This window comes from Schaalia sp. Marseille-Q2122 (assembly GCF_903645355.1).
Taxonomy (GTDB): domain Bacteria; phylum Actinomycetota; class Actinomycetes; order Actinomycetales; family Actinomycetaceae; genus Pauljensenia.
This window is the reverse complement of sequence record NZ_CAHJXR010000007.1, coordinates 94,802-115,369: the sequence shown is the minus strand read 5'-3', so window position 1 is coordinate 115,369 and position 20,568 is coordinate 94,802. Positions and strand designations below refer to the sequence as shown.

Below are 20,568 nucleotides of genomic sequence, written 5' to 3'. Positions count from 1 at the left end.
GCGTCGATTAGCGACGCGGGAGGCGGGTCGGGTAACCCCCGCATGTGCGGGGACGAGTTCAGAGCCGATGAACTCACTACTCTGGGGTTCGGGTAACCCCCGCATGTGCGGGGACGAGCACGATCGCCACCACAGCACGAAAAACACACTCGGGTAACCCCCGCATGTGCGGGGACGAGCCCGAGCAGCTCACTGCCCTGCAAAATGCGGGCGGGTAACCCCCGCATGTGCGGGGACGAGGGCGGTAATCTGCTTCCAACGCTTACGCGCATCGGGTAACCCCCGCATGTGCGGGGACGAGTCGCAGGTGGGGTTGGCGTATTCTCGCCATTGCGGGTAACCCCCGCATGTGCGGGGACGAGATTGAGGTAGTCCTCAACCAACTGCCAGTTGGCGGGTAACCCCCGCATGTGCGGGGACGAGGGACCGGGGGGACACGAAGACCCACCTTTCCCCGGGTAACCCCCGCATGTGCGGGGACGAGCCTGCGCAAACACGCAAAAGCCGGGGGCATACCGGGTAACCCCCGCATGTGCGGGGACGAGGTGGGTGCGCCGTCGGCGACCCTGATTCCCCGCGGGTAACCCCCGCATGTGCGGGGACGAGGCTCATCATGAGAGGGCCGATCATTTGAGGGCCGGGTAACCCCCGCATGTGCGGGGACGAGGGGCATGTGGGTGCTCGATTCTTTTAGCCATTCGGGTAACCCCCGCATGTGCGGGGACGAGTAGGGTCTTGAATTGCGTGGGGTGGAGGATGAAGGGTAACCCCCGCATGTGCGGGGACGAGGCCAAGCGCGGCGCCCGCATCGACTTCGTGGCCGGGTAACCCCCGCATGTGCGGGGACGAGTACACCCCCGAGCTGGTCATGATTGACGAGGCCGGGTAACCCCCGCATGTGCGGGGACGAGGCCTGTGTTAATGGGTAACGTTTCATGGTGGGGACGTAACCCCCGCATGTGCGGGGACGAGGCCCATTTCATCACGGGCTTTCATGATGGCGTCGGGTAACCCCCGCATGTGCGGGGACGAGTCTTGGGCGGACTTGTAGGACTCCATGCGGGTCGGGTAACCCCCGCATGTGCGGGGACGAGGGACACGGAGGGGACCAAGGAGCACTTGGTCACGGGTAACCCCCGCATGTGCGGGGACGAGGTGTTCGCGACCTGAGGCAGAGCCTGCACGACCGGGTAACCCCCGCATGTGCGGGGACGAGTGGAGGCCTAGGGTGTCAATGAGGGTGGCGACCGGGTAACCCCCGCATGTGCGGGGACGAGTTTGTAGTCGTTTTCGCCGGTTTTGCAGGTGACGGGTAACCCCCGCATGTGCGGGGACGAGCACTGCGTACCAATCAGCGCAGGGCGAGAACGCGGGTAACCCCCGCATGTGCGGGGACGAGCGGCCCGCCACAGAGACGGCCTATAGAGAAGCCGGGTAACCCCCGCATGTGCGGGGACGAGCTCGCTCCTGGCGCTAATCCAACCTCCGACTGCGGGTAACCCCCGCATGTGCGGGGACGAGCGCAGCATCGAGGATCGTCGAGATCATCCGTTCGGGTAACCCCCGCATGTGCGGGGACGAGGTGAACATCCCGTAAGGGGCATGAGATTACCGCGGGTAACCCCCGCATGTGCGGGGACGAGACCCTCACCCTCCTCATCGACGACTACGCCACCGGGTAACCCCCGCATGTGCGGGGACGAGGTGGCCCCACGCGTCGCATGACTGACGCCCTCCGGGTAACCCCCGCATGTGCGGGGACGAGCCGCGCAACGCACGATACGACTCCTCCAACACCGGGTAACCCCCGCATGTGCGGGGACGAGAACAAGGCTCACTCATCATCACATCAAACCTGCGGGTAACCCCCGCATGTGCGGGGACGAGTATTCCGTCGGTGAAGAGGAGGGGGTAGGCGGCGGGTAACCCCCGCATGTGCGGGGACGAGAGTGCCCGCGATTTTGCCAGCGCCACCGGCGACGGGTAACCCCCGCATGTGCGGGGACGAGACGATGTAGAGCCGCGTCTTGGACTCATATTCCGGGTAACCCCCGCATGTGCGGGGACGAGGACCCTTTTGAATGCGATGGTGGGGAGCCATTCGGGTAACCCCCGCATGTGCGGGGACGAGGAATTTTAGGCAGTCGGCTTGGAGGCCGAGTGCGGGTAACCCCCGCATGTGCGGGGACGAGTCAAGCTACCGCTGAAAGCGAAAACCAAGATCGGGTAACCCCCGCATGTGCGGGGACGAGCGCCGCAGTGGTAATCTCCAGATCCCAGAATTCGGGTAACCCCCGCATGTGCGGGGACGAGCTTTGGCGATGCCCTGCCTGAATGGGGCGAGCAGGGTAACCCCCGCATGTGCGGGGACGAGTTGCCGCCCAACGCGATGAATGGCGCCGCGACCGGGTAACCCCCGCATGTGCGGGGACGAGATTGCCAGCAATGTTGTCGGAGGCATTAAGAGCGGGTAACCCCCGCATGTGCGGGGACGAGCATTCGGGAGTCTCCCTGAACCTGATGGCGCACGGGTAACCCCCGCATGTGCGGGGACGAGCTTGGCGGCCTCTTCCACTTTCTGCCAAGCGTCGGGTAACCCCCGCATGTGCGGGGACGAGTGGCTGGTGGCCTTCCTCTGTTTGCGGCGACGCGGGTAACCCCCGCATGTGCGGGGACGAGTCGGATTTGGAGGTGGGCCCTTTGCCTTTCCTCGGGTAACCCCCGCATGTGCGGGGACGAGCTTAACCGTGTTTGTCAGTCGATGATCTGTGCAGGGTAACCCCCGCATGTGCGGGGACGAGGCCATACACCTTAATAATCACTTGCCGGCCTCCGGGTAACCCCCGCACGTGCGGGGACGAGAAAGAAGCCCTTACCGCCGAACAGGCCCTACACGGGTAACCCCCGCATGTGCGGGGACGAGTAGCAGCAGATCAGCGGGGGTGATTTGTAACGCGGGTAACCCCCGCATGTGCGGGGACGAGACCACCAACCGCACCGAACAAATGCGCGACTTCGGGTAACCCCCGCATGTGCGGGGACGAGACCACCAACCGCACCGAACAAATGCGCGACTTCGGGTAACCCCCGCATGTGCGGGGACGAGCGTGGAGGTCTCTCACGGTCTGCCTGGCCGCGCGGGTAACCCCCGCATGTGCGGGGACGAGCCACCCATAGCGGTGGGGGGGGTTTCCTACAACCAGGGTAACCCCCGCATGTGCGGGGACGAGCTGGCGTGACTGTTGGATTCGTTCCAGCGTTTCGGGTAACCCCCGCATGTGCGGGGACGAGGCCAGCGTCTGCGCCACCGATTGGCTTAATGACGGGTAACCCCCGCATGTGCGGGGACGAGGCCGTGTCTGCAGCGTCGATCGTCCTGCAAGCCGGGTAACCCCCGCATGTGCGGGGACGAGACAATGAACCACGTCCTCTTATACCAGGGCTTCGGGTAACCCCCGCATGTGCGGGGACGAGACAATGAACCACGTCCTCTTATACCAGGGCTTCGGGTAACCCCCGCATGTGCGGGGACGAGGCTCGTATGTTCGGGATCCCAGCCCACCTGGCCCGGGTAACCCCCGCATGTGCGGGGACGAGGGTGACGAGATAGAGAACCTCCGTCCGGTCCACGGGTAACCCCCGCATGTGCGGGGACGAGTTGACCAGGAGGGTGCGTCCCAGCAGCGGGACCGGGTAACCCCCGCATGTGCGGGGACGAGGTATGCGAGAGGGGTTGACGCAAGATGAAGCACGGGTAACCCCCGCATGTGCGGGGACGAGTGACGGTAAGTACTCCGCTGTGAATCCTGACTCGGGTAACCCCCGCATGTGCGGGGACGAGTGTAGCGCCATGAGCGCCCATAAAAATTCCTCCGGGTAACCCCCGCATGTGCGGGGACGAGCGCGTCTCAGCCTCCTCAGCCTCAGCCATAGCCGGGTAACCCCCGCATGTGCGGGGACGAGCGCTGAGTTCCGCACTGCGCTGGTTGACGGCGCGGGTAACCCCCGCATGTGCGGGGACGAGTCTGGGCTGAAGGGCAAGAAGGACATCGTGACCGGGTAACCCCCGCATGTGCGGGGACGAGGGTGTGAGACATGGAACGTTACCTCAATCCGTCGGGTAACCCCCGCATGTGCGGGGACGAGGATTTTCTCAATACGTTTCATGCCGCCACCGCCGGGTAACCCCCGCATGTGCGGGGACGAGGACAAATTCGGTTTCAAGGGTCTTTGCGCCAAAGGGTAACCCCCGCATGTGCGGGGACGAGTTATCGAGCGCTCCTACGCCAACGTTCTTGACCGGGTAACCCCCGCATGTGCAGGGACGAGGACGACGGAGGCGGGCCGCGCGAATGAGGCCGCGGGTAACCCCCGCATGTGCGGGGACGAGGCTAACGTTCGAGGTTTTGCTGCCCGTGCGGGCGGGTAACCCCCGCATGTGCGGGGACGAGGAGGCAGGCGACGAAGAAGGCGCGCGCTTCCCCGGGTAACCCCCGCATGTGCGGGGACGAGAGCGTCCTGGTGGATGAGGAAGGAAATGCCACCGGGTAACCCCCGCATGTGCGGGGACGAGATGCCTTCGGTGGTTTCCTCGAAGCTGATGGACGGGTAACCCCCGCATGTGCGGGGACGAGGACAAATTCGGTTTCAAGGGTCTTTGCGCCAAAGGGTAACCCCCGCATGTGCGGGGACGAGTTATCGAGCGCTCCTACGCCAACGTTCTTGACCGGGTAACCCCCGCATGTGCAGGGACGAGGACGACGGAGGCGGGCCGCGCGAATGAGGCCGCGGGTAACCCCCGCATGTGCGGGGACGAGACCGAAAATAGGGGTGACACCTTGCTTGAGCGCGGGTAACCCCCGCATGTGCGGGGACGAGGCATTCAGCGACTCAATCAGCGTCCACGAGGCCGGGTAACCCCCGCATGTGCGGGGACGAGGCACGGCAACCATTTGCCAGTACACCCTAAGTCGGGTAACCCCCGCATGTGCGGGGACGAGGAATATTACAATGGCTACTATTGATCTTGAGGCGGGTAACCCCCGCATGTGCGGGGACGAGGGTCTCTTCATGCGTGGTCAGGGTCGGCTCGCCGGGTAACCCCCGCATGTGCGGGGACGAGCCAGGACTCGACAGATGCCCCGGCTCTTACGCCGGGTAACCCCCGCATGTGCGGGGACGAGTAGGCCGGGAGAATCCAGCCCAGATCACGCAGCGGGTAACCCCCGCATGTGCGGGGACGAGAATGACTACCAACAAGCTGATTGATCTTGAAGCGGGTAACCCCCGCATGTGCGGGGACGAGTCGTTGGTTCTAGCCTATCAGGCTGAACCTTGCGGGTAACCCCCGCATGTGCGGGGACGAGGAATGAGGCCGTCGCCGTCAGCGTCGGTATAGCGGGTAACCCCCGCATGTGCGGGGACGAGGTTCTTGAAGCGTTCGAGTCGACGCCGCACCTCGGGTAACCCCCGCATGTGCGGGGACGAGGGCGTCGTTGAGGGTCGCCCTCAGCCCGGCACCGGGTAACCCCCGCATGTGCGGGGACGAGTCACCCACTGGCACGCGGCGGCGTACTCACGGCGGGTAACCCCCGCATGTGCGGGGACGAGTGCCTTGGCAAAGGCATGTTGCCGATATCGCCCGGGTAACCCCCGCATGTGCGGGGACGAGGTTCAGGGTGCCGATAGCGTTGACTGCGGTGCCGGGTAACCCCCGCATGTGCGGGGACGAGGTGCCGGATGGAGTCCCGCGCACGCGGCGGGCCGGGTAACCCCCGCATGTGCGGGGACGAGCTTTTGCCAGCGCCACCTGTGTAAGCCCAAGCCGGGTAACCCCCGCATGTGCGGGGACGAGACTGGCGTATCCGGACGGTGACCCGTCGGAGTCGGGTAACCCCCGCATGTGCGGGGACGAGCTGATCAGCTTGAGGTCGAGAAGCGTTGCTCACGGGTAACCCCCGCATGTGCGGGGACGAGCCAGTCGATCCAGTCAATCACTTCTCGGATGGCGGGTAACCCCCGCATGTGCGGGGACGAGTTCATGTTCCTACTCGGCGCCACCGCCTACGTCGGGTAACCCCCGCATGTGCGGGGACGAGTCTTGGAGGCGGAAGGGCGCGCCGGGGGATTCCGGGTAACCCCCGCATGTGCGGGGACGAGGGTTACGGTTACGGTTGTTTGACATGTCGGTCCGGGTAACCCCCGCATGTGCGGGGACGAGGAACTCAACACGGGCCTCATGAGCAGTCGCCCAGGGTAACCCCCGCATGTGCGGGGACGAGGCAGTCCGCCCAGCGCCGCTAGAGCCTCGGTCAGGGTAACCCCCGCATGTGCGGGGACGAGTTGACAGACGCGACCAAGCCACGGGAGACCCACGGGTAACCCCCGCATGTGCGGGGACGAGTTGATGCAAAGACCATTGCGAGAATGTTTGGCAGGGTAACCCCCGCATGTGCGGGGACGAGCTCGCTTGACCAGGCGTACATGTGGACGGTGACGGGTAACCCCCGCATGTGCGGGGACGAGACGGACCGGGAAGTGGGCTTGGAGGCTGAGCACGGGTAACCCCCGCATGTGCGGGGACGAGCTCACCGATAACGGTCGGCTCATCATTGACGGCGGGTAACCCCCGCATGTGCGGGGACGAGCGATCAGACCTATGAGCAGGGCGATCGCCCTTCGGGTAACCCCCGCATGTGCGGGGACGAGCTATCGGCGGTATCATCAAAGCCGCGCTAAACCGGGTAACCCCCGCATGTGCGGGGACGAGGCCGTGTACCCGCAACGACCAACCCAACAAGTCGGGTAACCCCCGCATGTGCGGGGACGAGTACGATGTCGACTACGTGCGCGAGGTCCAGACCGGGTAACCCCCGCATGTGCGGGGACGAGTGGTTCCATTCGCGGCCGAGCAATTCCGCGTTCGGGTAACCCCCGCATGTGCGGGGACGAGCTATCCGCGCCTGTACGCGGTGATTGGTAGGTCGGGTAACCCCCGCATGTGCGGGGACGAGTCGAGGGTCCAGTCGGTCTTACCGAGCAACCGCGGGTAACCCCCGCATGTGCGGGGACGAGACGCTCAACTCGCAGGCGACGCGGCGAGGCTTCGGGTAACCCCCGCATGTGCGGGGACGAGCAACACTCCAACATCGGTGTCATCCCCGCAGGCGGGTAACCCCCGCATGTGCGGGGACGAGAGCCCACACCTGCTCAGGAAGTTCCGGGTAGTCGGGTAACCCCCGCATGTGCGGGGACGAGGCCGACCGACGCAACCGCAAAGCTCAACGCGGCGGGTAACCCCCGCATGTGCGGGGACGAGACTAAAAAAGCCTAGAATTCCAACCTTCTCTCGCCAGGTTAGCAGCGAGTTTTGCCAACTTGGCTAAATGACACCCAATTTCTCATGAACTCGGGCGCCGCTCAATGCCAGTTCGAAAGTGCCGTCTTCGGCCCGCAATCGACCAAGCAGTGTCTCTCCGTGTGGTCGAATTACGGGATGTAGCAGATTCTTCGGACCTTTGGCCGCTGGTCTTTTCTCGCCGTCTGACCAGCTTGAGTCCGTCAAAGGTCACGGGTTCCCAGGCATCACCGCATGTCAGAAATTCCAAGCGTTGCTCATTACGCGCGGGGATAACCATAATTGCCCGGCCGTTGCGTATGTTCGCCTGAGTCAATTCCCAGACTTTCTCACGCACTCGTGCAGACAGATGCCCCACGTAAACCCCTGGCGCAATCTCAAGAAGCCAGCGGGTAAGTTCCCCTCGCAATCCGGGTGGAGCGGCTGAGGTTACTAAAACCAACACCGGGCTACCTCACTCTTCTGCGTAGTTTTTGCCACCCTCAATTGCTCCAGCACGTACGTCCCACAATGAGGCGACTTGAGTCTCTGAAGGATCATCATCAGACAGGTCTTCTCCTAGCAACGACTTCACATCCGCGACACATCTTTGGATGATTTTTTGTTCGAAGAGGAGATCCCGGATCCGGTGTCTAGCTGCAGCGGTAACCTCAGTGCCTGTATCTCTAACCACATCAAAAGCCGCAGGAATGGACGTATCCGCTTTGTATAGATCCGCAATGTCATACACAAATGAACGTTCGTGCCCCGCATGAATGAAACCTAAGCCTGGGGAACAGCCCAAAGAAACAATCACTGCGTGGACAATGCCATATAACGAGGCGTTAGCTGCTGAGAGTGCTTGATTAATCGGATCGGAATCGTCGAAATCAGTGGGGTTGTACTGTCGGCTTGCCCACCGAACGCTGGTTCGTTGCGCGTTCGCTCGATAGACATCCCTCATCCGAGCGCCCTCCCGGCCTCGGAGTTGCCTCATCGTCAGCCCCGTGACATCTTCGCCAGGAAAGCGCATTGCGTACATTTCACGAGCGACGCGTAAACGCTCCCGCTCATGAGAAACCAGTCTTGCTTGTGCAACAAGTAGACGCGTGGATTGAGCAAGAGAACGACCATGAGCGTAATAGCGCACACCGTTTTCCCCCACCCACACACAGCTCACCCCACACTCGGCCATAAGAGCGATGGCTTGATGACTGACGGTGCTCCCAGGCCCCAGAAGAAGAACCGACAGCGCCGCCGCTGGAACATGAACCACTCCTTCTTGATCACGCATCGTCAACGCGTTCGAGTCACGGTGCACGATGCAATGTTCAACATAAACGAAGGAAAGGCGATCGCGCACACGCGGTAGTGCATCACGTTCCAGCGGCAACGAAGTCGACATCTACACGCGGCCCCCAGTGAAGGGGACAAGGGTCAGTAAGCCACACCCATAAGCTTTCCCTCGTCCGATTCCATTCACGAGCGTTTCACGCAAACGATCAGCATCAGTGACCTGAAGAACCCCTTCGAAGGTCACCATCTGAAGGGTGACTCTCCGGCGCTCCTCCTCCCTGCCCTTGGTGAAAGTCCATGTTCGATTTCCCACCACGCTCAGCACGCGAGGAACTTCCTCATCGGCAAGCGTGATGTCACCGTCTAAGCCTTCGGAGTTGACACAGATTTCGAACCCAAGATTGGGCGCACGCTGGATAAGCCAATTCTCCTGTTGGGTTGTGGTGACATGAGCCTTCACCTTCCCTCTGGGCTCCTCGTGAGGAGCATTCCGCACCCTTTTGGGAACACTCCACACTGGGTTGGCAGAGAGGCGAAAGTGGAAGAACTGTCCATCCTGCAAAGAGTCCAGAAAACGGTCGTAAGACTTCGCCACTGCCGTTCGAGCATCAAGCCAACCTGCTTGCTCTTGAATGACAGTGAAATCTGGCTCAAGCTGAGAAGTCACATACAGAAAAACGCCATTCTCGCTATGGTCAACCCTCCAGAGGACTCGACCGTTTTCTGCTGACAGGGAGCGAGGAAAGCATGCCAGCACAGCTGCATGCATGGCCTGGGGGTTACCCAGTAGATGCTTGGCGCCTCGTCTATTTGGGTTGATTTCGCAACGACTCAAATACACTTACTTTCCCTCCATGACACTCATCGGATCATGCGTTGTCAGCTTCTCGGCACGCTCACGTAGAACCACCTGAGAACGTCCGACGTTTCGCCATGTGTACTCACGATGACGCTGATCGAAGGTAACTGGACAGTCCTGGACAACATCGGTCATCACGGTGGGGTCACCTTGAGACTCATCACTGAGATCGAAAACGAGATCAGCCGCGTACCCTGTTTTCTCGCAGCGCTTCCTGAACCAATCAGCAGCTTGCCAAGGCACCTCATCGCTCTTCAGCGCTGCAAGTGCCGAGAGTTCGACAATCTTCAGCACTAGGGGCGCACTCGGCGGACATGAGCGCCGACCAAGATAGAGCGGATGACGAGGCCGCCGCAGACTCTCAGCTATGCCTTCCACGACGTCACGCTCGCCCTCGATTGCAGCGACGAAAACAGCGTCAGAAAGGTAATACCGATACGTCAGTGGCATCGATTCCCCGCTCGCCTTGCGAGCAGTGTGGAAATCGCGCAGAAGGGTGCCAGGTTGGTCAACGCGAACTGCGAGTTTGAGATTGAGAAGATCTTCAATCGAATCGCTCCGTCGACGACCCTGAGCAGCCGCGATAAGCCCGATGATGCCTGACTTTGTCGGCTCCCGACGCGTTTGTCGCACGGTGAATCGCGAGGAATCACCCCATGATTGCATCGGTGCCGCAAGCCTCAGAATCAGGGTGCTCACGCTTGCTCACTTCTTGGCAAAGAGGCTTCAGCCACCGCCTTTGCAAGATCCTTAAGGGCAACCTTTTCACCCAGAGTCTCCAGGCAGGACGCTGCTTGATCAGCGACACAAACATACTGCTTATCTGGAGCGTCATACGCTGCGTAGAGAGCCTGCGCATAATCCACTAGGGCTTGCGCAGAGCCCTCAACATACCCATAGCCCGGGCCTGGACGCACCGGCTTTTCAAAAGCCGCTGCCAAGGAAATTGGCTGATCATCACGCAAAGCGACATAAACCCCAGAAGGCAAGGAGTGATTGGCGAAAGTATTTGCCTTGCCTGAGGGCATACTCATGACGAAAGCTCGCACGAAGGCCTCAATCGCAACACGCACGTCCTGCTCATCCTCGAGGTTCTCAAGGAGCTGTTTCACGTTAATGGTGGCATAACGGTAGAGGCAGGATGACACAAACTCAACGGTGCCGATCATTCCGGCGCCGGCATCCGCGCTATCATCAAGGCGTTTCTGGTCATCAACTGCCGTGAAGTAATCAAACTCGGTTTCCACTGCATGAGTCGAGATTGCATGAGCGACCTGGCAGGACGCATCAACGTTGAGCGAAGGGTCATCAGCCACCATTCGACCAAACAATGCAAGGTCGATTGAATTGCGCCCGTCAATGACACTCTGAGCTTCCTTCTTTGAAAGCTTCTCCCCACTCTGTTTCTTGTCGATAGCAAGCTGAGCTACCGCTTCAATCTGCGCATTAGAGAGGAAAAACAAGTACGTGACCTGCTTGTATTTTGCAGGATCCTCGTCCTTTTTCACCTTGGGAGTCTCGACTTTGATCCCTGCAACGCTGAACACACTTTCGGCCATGCTGGCCGCATCATCTGCAAGATCTGGCGCTAGCTCTTCAATCTTTTGCGCGACCAATTCCACCGCGCGCTTAGTCCGAACCCCCAGGTAAGCATGGTCGATTTCCTGGTCAAATCTCGTCCTCACCGCTCGCTTCCACGCTTGAGAGGAAACCCTATGGCGACGGACACCACCAAAAACTGCGCTCTTAGGGCTACCCGTATCGTCACGGTTCGGATTAGACGACGGAAGAGGTTGGATGACACTGATATCAATAAACATTAGCTAGGCTCCTTGAGTCTCTGCGGTTGGATTGCTGTCGTTGTCTTTGGGAAGAGGGCGGTACGCACGTGCCCAGCGGCGTCGCACGGCGTCTTGCCCTGTTGGAGTATGGAACTGATAAAGGTCACTGGTGAGTTCCGCGTAGTCGAACGCTATATTCGCTCCACGCAGCATCGAGATGAGGCTGGCGATATGCCGAACGAATTCCTGGAAAGAAACCGCTGTGGCCGCAGCATTAAGGCGAGACCGTACTCCCGCAGTCTCCTCTCCACCTACTGCATGTGCCAACTTGTATGTTGCCTGCGCGAAGGGAATTCCTTCTTTATGCATGCACTCACTTTTGCCCTGTTCGTGGCGGGCGTACAGACATAGGGCTGTATGGACGCTCTCTTCTGCTGCTGTTGGCGCGTCCCCCACGAAACTGGGTTGCAGGTCATCCGTGACACTGTCCAGTTCCCATAGCTCAGGTATCACACCTGGAGAGCTGTACACAGAGCGCCTCAACACCGCAAGTTTGCCTTTCGCAGTGGAACTGTTGGCAGCCTTTGCCTCGTGTAGCACGCGGATACGTCCCACCACAAGGTGCCCCAAACGCCGTGAACGTTGATTCGCGCTCAAAAGCGCTCCTTCTTTCCCTTCTTCAGCCATCTACCCTTTCCTCCTTAGCGCTAAAGGCTGATAACGCTGTGTTGGTCGCTCTTTCAAGGAAGAACAAAGCCGACCCCAAGCTCATCGTTTCAGTCCCGATAAACGCGCGTTGACTTGCTCCATCACTGAGCATCGTTTTACGTTCCCGTACTGTTTTTTCGAGTTCTTGACGCCACCGTGCACGCTGCTCATCAAGATCCTCGTTGAGGCCGAGCAACCACTGGCGGAATGAGCGATCCAGCATGAAATAGCACAGTTCTCGTTCGCGTGCCTCGGCAGTCTTAACGGTTTCGGGATCCACATGCTGAGCTGAGGCTCTGACAATATTCCCTGCGAAATGTGCCAAGGCCGTCACTACTTCATCGGTCACAGAAAGGACCTTCTTCACAAGGGCTCGATGCTCTCCCTGGTCTTCGGCAAACAGAACCCCCGGAAGCACGACCCGATCATCGTAGAGATGTCCATACGAGGCTGACTGGGCACCGTATTCAATACCGATCGCACGAACAGGGGTGTACTCCTCTAAAGAAACACTTCCCTCAAACACCAGTACGGAGTTCCACGCAAGAACCGCAGCAGGCAAGTACTGCGGGACGTCCGCTCCCCCCTTGCCTTTCACGGTGTCACTCATGCCAATGAGAAGAGCATTCAAGCCACGCCACAGAGCCCGGGACGGGTCGTGCATCTTGGGCATGTAGGTGTGGTAGCCCAGTTTCTTGGTCTGAGGGTCCGAATAACGCCACAGACTCATCGGCTCAATGAGGTTTCTGTTCTGGGGCGTGATCTTGTCTCCTTGAGATAGAAGCACACCGGTGACTTCGTTACCTTCTGGAATGAGACGGACTCTTCGGCTCTGCCATGTGTAGAGCTCGATAACGCCAGCTGGTTCAGGCTCCACCGTATCGGAGCCTCGCTGGCGCTCAGTGTCCGCCTCCCTCTCCCAGGGCGGCAGATCTTTGTGAGGGAACGGATACTCAAGCGGGATACCCAATTCAGCATAGGCATCGTGGGGAATGAGATTTCGCAGAAGAGTCTCAATGAAGCTCTTACCCTCAATAAACACAAAGCCAAGCTGACCAACCCAACCGGTACCAATCGGGTATCCCTTACCACCCTTCACGCGAGGATCACCCACAGCACCAGATTTAATGCCTGAGGTATCCCATGCATGAACATGCACCAGCCATTGGGCAGCCTCAGCAAAAGAAACCCGCGATTCGCCCTCGCGATCCCGCAGGGTCATAAACCTGTGCCCGTCGGGAACATCGGCAATCAGTTTGGCAATACTGTCATGGCTATCTTTGGCAGTGCGCAAATCAGCGACCTGCATGAAGGGGCGTTGTGGATGGAACAGCCAGAAGCTTTCCTGATGCGCCTCAAGATACTCAGTTACCCGGTCTACCAACGCATCTGGTTCTTCCCACGCTTCCTCCCAATCGTCACGGGAGAACAACTCCAGGTCCCCGTCTGGGAGGGGGCTTCGATACGCTGAATACGCGATTGCAAGAGAAAGTCGGAGCAGGGCCGCACTAATGGTTGCTACCTCAGCGCAGATCTCTTGAATTTCTTTTCCCTGCGAGAAAAGTTCTTCCAGCGAGACCTCTTCGATGCGGCCGTCCCTATATCTGACAGGGATCCACGGTTCGACGACTAGATTGAACTGCTTCTCAGTCACCCTCGACCTCCTCTAAGCCATATTCTGTAGAATATCTCAATTTCTTTCCTGCGAGAAGAATTTCTCCGTCAACTAAAGGAAGAATTAACTGTCCAGCAAGGAGCGGCTCGCGCTGCCAGGCTTCAGGATGGAACCACAGCTCACGTAGAACAGTCTCAATCACACTGTCGCGAGAACACGATGGAGGTAGGCGAACCATCGAGCGCATCAAGGTGTCGACAACTTCCTCTCGAGGAATCTCCTCCAAAGGCAGGTAGTCACCAGGGGCTGGTTCCACCCATTCCAATGTCCTCCAGATCGGAACTCCTTCGCTACCTTCATCAACGACCACTATGACCTCTAGGGAATCATCACCGTCACGGACACGTGCTCGCGCTTGAGTCTCACAGTTATCGTCACCAGAATTTGCGTCAAGCCATCCCATAAGCCCATGCCGTCCCTCATGAGGGGAGCGGAGTCGAAAAACGTTCGCTGCCTGCACCCGCTTATTCGTTTCTGCTTCATCCTTTTCGATAGCACGCTCCTCCGCTTCACGCCATTGAGACGAAAGAGCCCCCGTATGGTCATAGATTTGCGCCGTCATCGGTGCAATATCATCAGGGATACGCAGGAACGGTCTCGGAAGATTCCTCAGTAGCCACGCAGTACGCAGGAGCAGGGCAGAACTATAGATATATCCCTTCGTTGAAGCTGCTTCCTCGGGAGAGGCAGAGTTTATCTGGGGCACATCCAACACGAAACACTGAGCTTGCCTCATAGGCGAGGGCCTTTCCCTGCCCTCGTGACGGTGAACACGTCCTATACGCTGGAAGAGCAAATCGACCGGAGCTAAGTCAGTAATAATCGCGTCGAAGTCAATATCGAGGCTCTGTTCCACCACCTGCGTGGCCACAACGATCGCCTGCTGCGGCCGCTCAACCTCAGGACTCGGTTTCCCAAAACTTGCTAGTAGCCAGTCATCGTTGTCCAAGCGATCCTGAGCAACAAATCGCGCGTGAACCAGGTGAACATCATCACCGTACTCTTGCTTCAACAGCCTGTAGGTGCGCTGCGCTTCCTTCACAGTATTGCGCACAATGAGCAGACATCCGCCTTCTTGCAGGAGTCCACGAGTTGTCGGGAGGATGTCCTCACGAGAGATGTGGCGGATCTGCACTTCTCGTGAGGCGAATGCTTGTGCGCAAGTCTTAAAGGTTGCTTCACCTCCCGTGAAAGAGGACAGAAGAGGATAAAGAACGGGCGATCCAGTCTCGATTGAGGCCTTCGGTGGCGCAATTCTGGACTTTTCTGGAGCTTTAATACCCTCCTGGTAGGCATCCATAAGCTCTTGCCTCACACTCGGAGGAAGCGTGGCAGAAAGGGCCACAACCGGCACCCCATAGGAGGCACACCACGTCAGCGCCTGCTTGAGGTAGCGGCGCATGTAGACATCCGCAGCATGCACCTCATCAAGAACGACAACCTTCCGGCTCACACCCAGATGCCGCAGAGCCAAATACCTGGCCTTCAACGCCACCATGAGAAATTGGTCGATGGTTGCGACAACGACATCAGAAAGAATCGTCTTCTTCCCTGACATCCACGGGGAGCGCGTAGCACTGCCATCACTGGTGACGCGCTCGTGAGCATCTACATGCGAGCCTTCGTCATCAAATAGCAGCGGCCTGTAGCCATGTCCACCGCGGAAAGAAAGCTCAGCATACGAGGCGTTAAGAGCAGCCTTACCATGCATAAGAGCCATGCTTCCGCCGTGATGGGTTCCTTCTGCGTCCTCGCCTCGCTCAACCCATGTTTTCACGCGGTCAAACATTGCGTCAGTGGTGGCTTGAGTTGGTAGAACCATCATGATTCCAGAAGCCCCGCCACGTTGCGCCAGGATCTCCGCAGCTAGTAAACCGGCTTCCGTCTTACCTGCGCCCATGACATCTTCAATGATGAGGATCCCCGGGACATCCATCGTCCGAGCAGCCTCGATAGCCGCCTTCTGCAAAGGTCGCGCTGTAGCTAAGGCATCAAGCGCAAAGCGCCGCCGAAGAGCCTCGTCGGCATCGTCAGCTAAAGGCGTCGGCTGCCAGGTGGCGCTGATCCCAACCCCTGACCACCCAAGGTCCACGCGCCGCGAATGGGCCTCACTATCCTCAATGAGACTTCGCGGTGTGGGAGACGAGAGACTGAACAACGGGAAGTAGCGTTCATTTGATGCGATCCAGTCCGCCATAATGACCACGCCTTCGAGAAGAACGAGGGCGGACTGCGTCCACTTCACCTTCGCTAACAGCTCACCGAAGGCCCCAATACCAGAACGCTCCCACATCCAGTCGAGGAGTTCCCTCCGAACATCAACCCAGGCGCTGTCTCCGAGCACGAAACGTTCCCGCTGAACATTACTCAATTCCGCCAGTGAAGGTGGGACCCCATGATGTCCTCCAACAACGGAGGCAATCGACGAGGCCGCCCACGGTTTCCATGCGCGTGTTCCAAGGTATTCCTTCAGAACTACCGCACCGACGAGGCCGTGTTTCTTCGACCGGATGTCATCTCGTTCCACAACGCCATGTGTGAGCCCAGCAGCCTCCATGACAGCATCAAGATCAGGCACCTTCACCGAAAAGGTCGGTGCCGCCTTACCAATGTCATGAACACCAGCGGTAAAGCGAATAACGCTCAACGCCACGTCACGGGCTAGCGCAGGATCGTCAATACCTAGAGGTCTCTCGAAAGCACGCCATTGCTGGTCCGAAAACCATTCTCGCGCACAGCGTTCGGCCACCCCCATCGCGTCGGCAAGATGCAAGGCGAGCGGTAGCCACATTGCTGGACGCCCAAAGTCTCCGCGCGAGCTTTTCGCCCAGACGCTATGAGCTCGGTCTGAGAGCACCACGCTGTCCTCCTGGTTATGTCTTCACTGAACTTTTCGACACAACCATTGCAACACTCTCACCCCGTATTTGCGTGAACGACAGGCCTTATCCTCGCCCTCACCTCCAGAAATCCACGCCCTTCAGCTCCACAGGAGCACCGTCAGAGGTCACGCGCACGCCGGTCACTACACCGGCGGCGACGGCCTCGTCCAACGGGATGCGGATGGTGCCCAAGTGGTAGATGCCATTGCCGTCAGCGCTGGCGCGATTCGCCAGGACGGCCTCGCTGGAAGGAATCGTGTGGGTAAAACGCTGCCCGTCAGCCAGACTCAGCTCCACCGTCAACGACGCCGCGGGCTCATGCGAACCCGAGGGCGACACGTGCACACTCATGCCGCGAGCGCCCGCCACCTCCACAGTGGCTGAAGCGTCAGTGAGGTAGTTGACCTCGGTAATGCTCTGGACAACACCAGATTCGGGCTCTGGGCAGGCGTTCTCCGGCTGAATGGGGTTCATCGGGTCAGCGTGGACGCAGACCTTCGCCGATCCTTCTGACGCGCCCACAAACTCCGACGCATCGACGCTGGCCAGGGTCCCTGGCGTGTGGGCCAGCCAGCGGGCGGGCAGTCCCGCAACGGTGGCGGGCAGGGACTGATCGGCGCGCACGGGCAGCGAGGATGCCTCGCCTCGCAGCGTTGCGTTCAGCCAGTCGATAGCAGTCTCGAGCATGACCCGCTGATGCTCGGAGGCGTCGGGGCACGCCAGCACATCGCAACCAATCCGGTCGTCAGTGCCTGCCTGCGCGGCCGCGTCGTTGACGAACATGTGCCCCAGTCCGGGTAGCTGCACGACGGAGATCGGATGCTCGCGCGTTTCTGGCAGGTAGTGTCCGATCCACAGGTTTGCGGAGGGGCCCACGTCAGAATCCAGTTCGCCCACAACGGCCAGGTAGGGCACATCCGCGCTGGCTGGGCTGATGGATTCCAGTTCGAAGGTGTCGTAGGCGGGCCCGTAGGCGAAAACAGACTTCAGCACTTCCTCGCCAAACAGCTCTCGCGCGGAATCCACCATCATGCCCGAGCGCGAATGAGCAACCATTCCCACCGTCGAAGCATCAACCTGTGGCAGTGCCGTCACGCCCAGGACATCACGCGCTTTCCCAGCGTCTGTCACCATGTCGACGAGGCCACCCACGACCTCCTTCCACATAGCGTTCTGATCGTAGGGGGCGGTGGTGTCAGCGCCAATGAACACGCCACCCAGATCGGGGATGACCACCGCATACCCCTGGGCGGCGAGGGCCTCGCCCAAGTAGGTCATGCCACGATCGAAGCGATACTCCTCCACCCCGGACGCGCATGGGTAGGCGAAACTCCCGTCCGCACAGTTGGGCGCGCGCAGGTGGCTAATGACCACCAGTGGCGCTGGCGCATCGGAAGCCTTGGGCAGCACGATGACGCCGCGTTTGGGTGCGCTGTACTCCCCCGCTGTCGTGTTCCCGAGGTCGATGTCCACGATCGTTTCGTTTCCCGAGGCCGACGCCCGCACTGTCCTCTCCGCCAGCGTGCGGTCCGCCGGGGCATGGGGCCCGTCAGCAATTTCCATCATCTCCGGCTCGGACTGCGTAGCTTCTGCGGGTTCCCCTGCCGTATCAGCGCCCCCGGAGGTGCACGCGCCCAGCACGAGGGCGCAGGCGGCGCCCAGTGCTGCAATACCTCGCGCAGAGCGCCAAGAAGAGTGGGAAGAAGAGCGGGAAGAAAGAGATGCAACCATGGGAGCTCCTTGGCGGATTGTCAGCAGGTGAAGCAGCATCAACATTGCCACAGGCCAGGCTCTCCTTCCACATCAACCTGCCCGCACGAGTTATCCACAGTTTCTGCCTCCGCCTCGGAAACGACCGTTGAACGCGACAAACTGTTGTGAGAGGAAGGAGGGGATGATGAGTCACTTTCACAACGATCACCGTCACAGCGCTCGCCCCATTGATGCTGTAGCCCGGACACTCATCCGCACCGACCGCCACAACCGAAGCGGTTTCAGACGAGCCATCGACACCGGAGAGCTCATCAAAATCACCCAGGGCTGCTACCTGCCAGCCGCGCACCTCACCGAGATTCCAACGCTGTGGGAGCGCCAACGCGCTATCACCCTGGTCAGTCATGCTCGTCCCGAGTGTGAGTCCATTGCGGAAGGGGCACTGGTGTGGACTTTGCTCGCCTGCGGGTTACGGGAATGGGAGCAGCAGTTACCTCTGCTGAGTGCCGGGCGTCGCTACTATGCTGACTTTGCGTTCCCGCAGCATCGCATCATTGTCGAGGTTGAGGGCCTGGCAAAACTCAAAGATGCTCAAGGTTCTACCCAAGCTCGGCACCAAGCCCTGCTCAATCGCTCCTCTGACCTTGCCCGTCAGGGGTGGCAGGTTCTTCATCTCAGCGCAAAGGAAGTGCTGGAGTTTCCCTCCCAGACCACAGGCAAGCTCCACCGCTTCGCTCCTGCCCTCTTCCCGCCCCTCTCTGAGCCTCCCAGCTGGCTCCTCTGAGGCACAGCAGAAAAAATGGTCGCACCTGGTGGTAAAAATCAGGCCGAAAACAGCCCCATTTTTACTACCAGGTGCGACCAAAAATCACGAGGAGAGGAAATCAGTCCTCCAAGCCCTCCAGGATCGCACGCGAAGCCGACAGGCCAAGGCGGGAAGCGCCAGCCTCGATCATGGCCAGCGCAGTCTCGGCGTCGCGGATACCGCCGGAGGCCTTCACGCCCAGGCGATCGCCCACGGTCTGACGCATCAGGCGCACGGCGTGCACGGAGGCGCCGCCAGCCTTGTGGAAGCCCGTGGAGGTCTTGACATAGTCGGCGCCCGCACGCTCGGAAGCCTCGCAGGCGGCGACGATCTCTTCGTCAGTCAGGGCGGCGGATTCGATAATGACCTTGAGCAGCACGTCCGGGCAGGCTTCGCGCACGGCGCGAATGTCAGCCTCGACGCCCGCCCAGTCGCCCTGCTTAGCCAGGGCCAGGTTGATGACCATGTCGACCTCGTCCACGCCATCAGCCTGAGCTCGGGCAGCCTCGGCGGCCTTCACCTCGGACTTGTGAGCGCCGGAGGGGAAGCCACACACGCAGGCCACGGCCAGGCCCTCGGGGGCGGTGACGGGCAGGAGGTTGGGAGAGACGCACACAGAGAAGGTGCCCAGTTCGGCGCCCTCAGCGACCAGGGCCTCAACGTCGGCGGGCACAGCCTCAGGGGCGAGCAGGGTGTGGTCAATCATTGCGGCGACTTCAGCGCGCTTCATTGTTTCTCCATTCTCTTGGCGCTCCCCTCCAATGGGGTGCGCCGCTTTCATTTCTTCGGGTGCTCACCGCAGGCCAGCCTCTTAGGCGGCCTCGTCCACAATGGGCACGACGGCAAGCAGCGGTCTTTTCCAGTATCCCCAGTGCGGTAGGCGTTCCTTATCGCCCTGCCCCAGGGAATAGGCGGCGAGCTCTTCACGATCCAGACGGAAGACCTTACCGCTGGTGGGTTCAAAGATGGCGATCTGCCCTTCCGGGGCTTCTCCGGCGAGGACAGCCACGACGTGCCTCGGCGCCCACTCCACACCGACCTTCGCCACAGCCGACAGGACACCACCGAGCAGGCCGCCGCCGGTCACGTAAGCACCGCCACCGGTGTAGACGAAGGCGTCGTGACCAGCGTCGATAGCCTCATTGACGAGGTCGACGGCGCGCCTCCCCCAGGGCAGGATCCGGTAGCGCATGCCGGTGGAGCGTTTCGCTAGCGCTGCCAGCGCCCAGGGCGAGGTCCCCAAAGCCTGCGGCCAGGGCAAACCGGTGCGGGCTGCGACCTCGTGCATGTCTTGCTGGACGAGGAGCGCCTCCCCCGTGGTGGCCCCCAGGTAGGTGGCGAAGGGCGCGCCGGTGCGTGCAGCGTGGCGGGCGCTGACCACCGCGAGGGCGGCAATCCCGCAGGTCGTTGGGTCGGCCTGCGCGGGGTAGTGGTCGCGCTGGCCTGGACGCATGTCGCGGGGCTCGCGCGGCGTAATCGGTCGTGATCCTGGCATAAAGGTGGTGTTCCTACG

General features: G+C 60.4%; 12 protein-coding genes and 1 CRISPR repeat array (1 of these 13 running past the window's edge). Of the genes, 1 reads left to right on the top strand and 11 read right to left on the bottom strand.

Annotated elements, in window-relative coordinates:
* Positions 1-7,318: a CRISPR direct-repeat array (repeat unit 28 nt; unit sequence GGGTAACCCCCGCATGTGCGGGGACGAG) (it extends 3,442 nt beyond the left edge of the window).
* An 82-nt stretch (positions 7,319-7,400) separates the two neighbouring features.
* The 9 genes from cas2e to HWX48_RS09120 form a co-directional block, all read right to left on the bottom strand.
* Complete coding sequence (cas2e, locus tag HWX48_RS09160; protein WP_175956839.1) at positions 7,401-7,802, bottom strand: type I-E CRISPR-associated endoribonuclease Cas2e; 402 nt, start codon at positions 7,800-7,802, stop codon at positions 7,401-7,403.
* A gap of 9 nt (positions 7,803-7,811) precedes the next feature.
* A complete protein-coding gene (gene cas1e / locus HWX48_RS09155; RefSeq protein WP_175956837.1) occupies positions 7,812-8,741 on the bottom strand; it encodes a type I-E CRISPR-associated endonuclease Cas1e in 930 nt (309 codons plus the stop codon).
* Positions 8,742-9,473 (bottom strand): type I-E CRISPR-associated protein Cas6/Cse3/CasE, encoded by a 732-nt coding sequence (gene cas6e, locus HWX48_RS09150; RefSeq protein WP_175956835.1) that lies wholly within the window; start codon positions 9,471-9,473, stop codon positions 8,742-8,744.
* A complete protein-coding gene (gene cas5e, locus HWX48_RS09145; RefSeq protein ID WP_175956833.1) occupies positions 9,474-10,190 on the bottom strand; it encodes a type I-E CRISPR-associated protein Cas5/CasD in 717 nt (238 codons plus the stop codon).
* Complete coding sequence (cas7e, locus tag HWX48_RS09140) at positions 10,187-11,311, bottom strand: type I-E CRISPR-associated protein Cas7/Cse4/CasC (RefSeq protein WP_175956831.1); 1,125 nt, start codon at positions 11,309-11,311, stop codon at positions 10,187-10,189. Before cas7e ends, cas5e begins: the two co-directional genes overlap by 4 nt.
* Before the next feature lie 3 nt (positions 11,312-11,314).
* Entirely contained in the window at positions 11,315-11,959 is a 645-nt protein-coding gene (gene casB / locus HWX48_RS09135) for a type I-E CRISPR-associated protein Cse2/CasB (RefSeq protein WP_175956828.1), read from the bottom strand.
* Positions 11,952-13,634 carry a type I-E CRISPR-associated protein Cse1/CasA gene (casA, locus tag HWX48_RS09130; RefSeq protein WP_175956826.1) on the bottom strand — a complete coding sequence of 561 codons (1,683 nt, stop codon included), beginning with the start codon at positions 13,632-13,634 and terminating at the stop codon, positions 11,952-11,954. Before casA ends, casB begins: the two co-directional genes overlap by 8 nt.
* The gene (gene cas3, locus HWX48_RS09125; protein WP_175956824.1) at positions 13,627-16,515 is read right to left on the bottom strand and encodes a CRISPR-associated helicase Cas3'; all 2,889 of its coding nucleotides are present in this window, start codon (positions 16,513-16,515) and stop codon (positions 13,627-13,629) included. Before cas3 ends, casA begins: the two co-directional genes overlap by 8 nt.
* Positions 16,516-16,612: 97 nt before the next feature.
* Positions 16,613-18,268 carry a dienelactone hydrolase family protein gene (locus tag HWX48_RS09120; RefSeq protein WP_175956822.1) on the bottom strand — a complete coding sequence of 552 codons (1,656 nt, stop codon included), beginning with the start codon at positions 18,266-18,268 and terminating at the stop codon, positions 16,613-16,615.
* A gap of 166 nt (positions 18,269-18,434) precedes the next feature.
* On the opposite strand from HWX48_RS09120, the gene HWX48_RS09115 reads away from it, so the two are divergent.
* The gene (locus tag HWX48_RS09115; RefSeq protein WP_175956820.1) at positions 18,435-19,034 is read left to right on the top strand and encodes a DUF559 domain-containing protein; all 600 of its coding nucleotides are present in this window, start codon (positions 18,435-18,437) and stop codon (positions 19,032-19,034) included.
* A gap of 100 nt (positions 19,035-19,134) precedes the next feature.
* On the opposite strand, the gene deoC is transcribed toward HWX48_RS09115, so the two are convergent.
* The gene (deoC, locus tag HWX48_RS09110) at positions 19,135-19,785 is read right to left on the bottom strand and encodes a deoxyribose-phosphate aldolase (RefSeq protein ID WP_175956818.1); all 651 of its coding nucleotides are present in this window, start codon (positions 19,783-19,785) and stop codon (positions 19,135-19,137) included.
* Between the two features lie 81 nt (positions 19,786-19,866).
* The gene (locus tag HWX48_RS09105; RefSeq protein WP_175956816.1) at positions 19,867-20,550 is read right to left on the bottom strand and encodes a hypothetical protein; all 684 of its coding nucleotides are present in this window, start codon (positions 20,548-20,550) and stop codon (positions 19,867-19,869) included.
* Between the last annotated feature and the right edge of the window lie 18 nt (positions 20,551-20,568).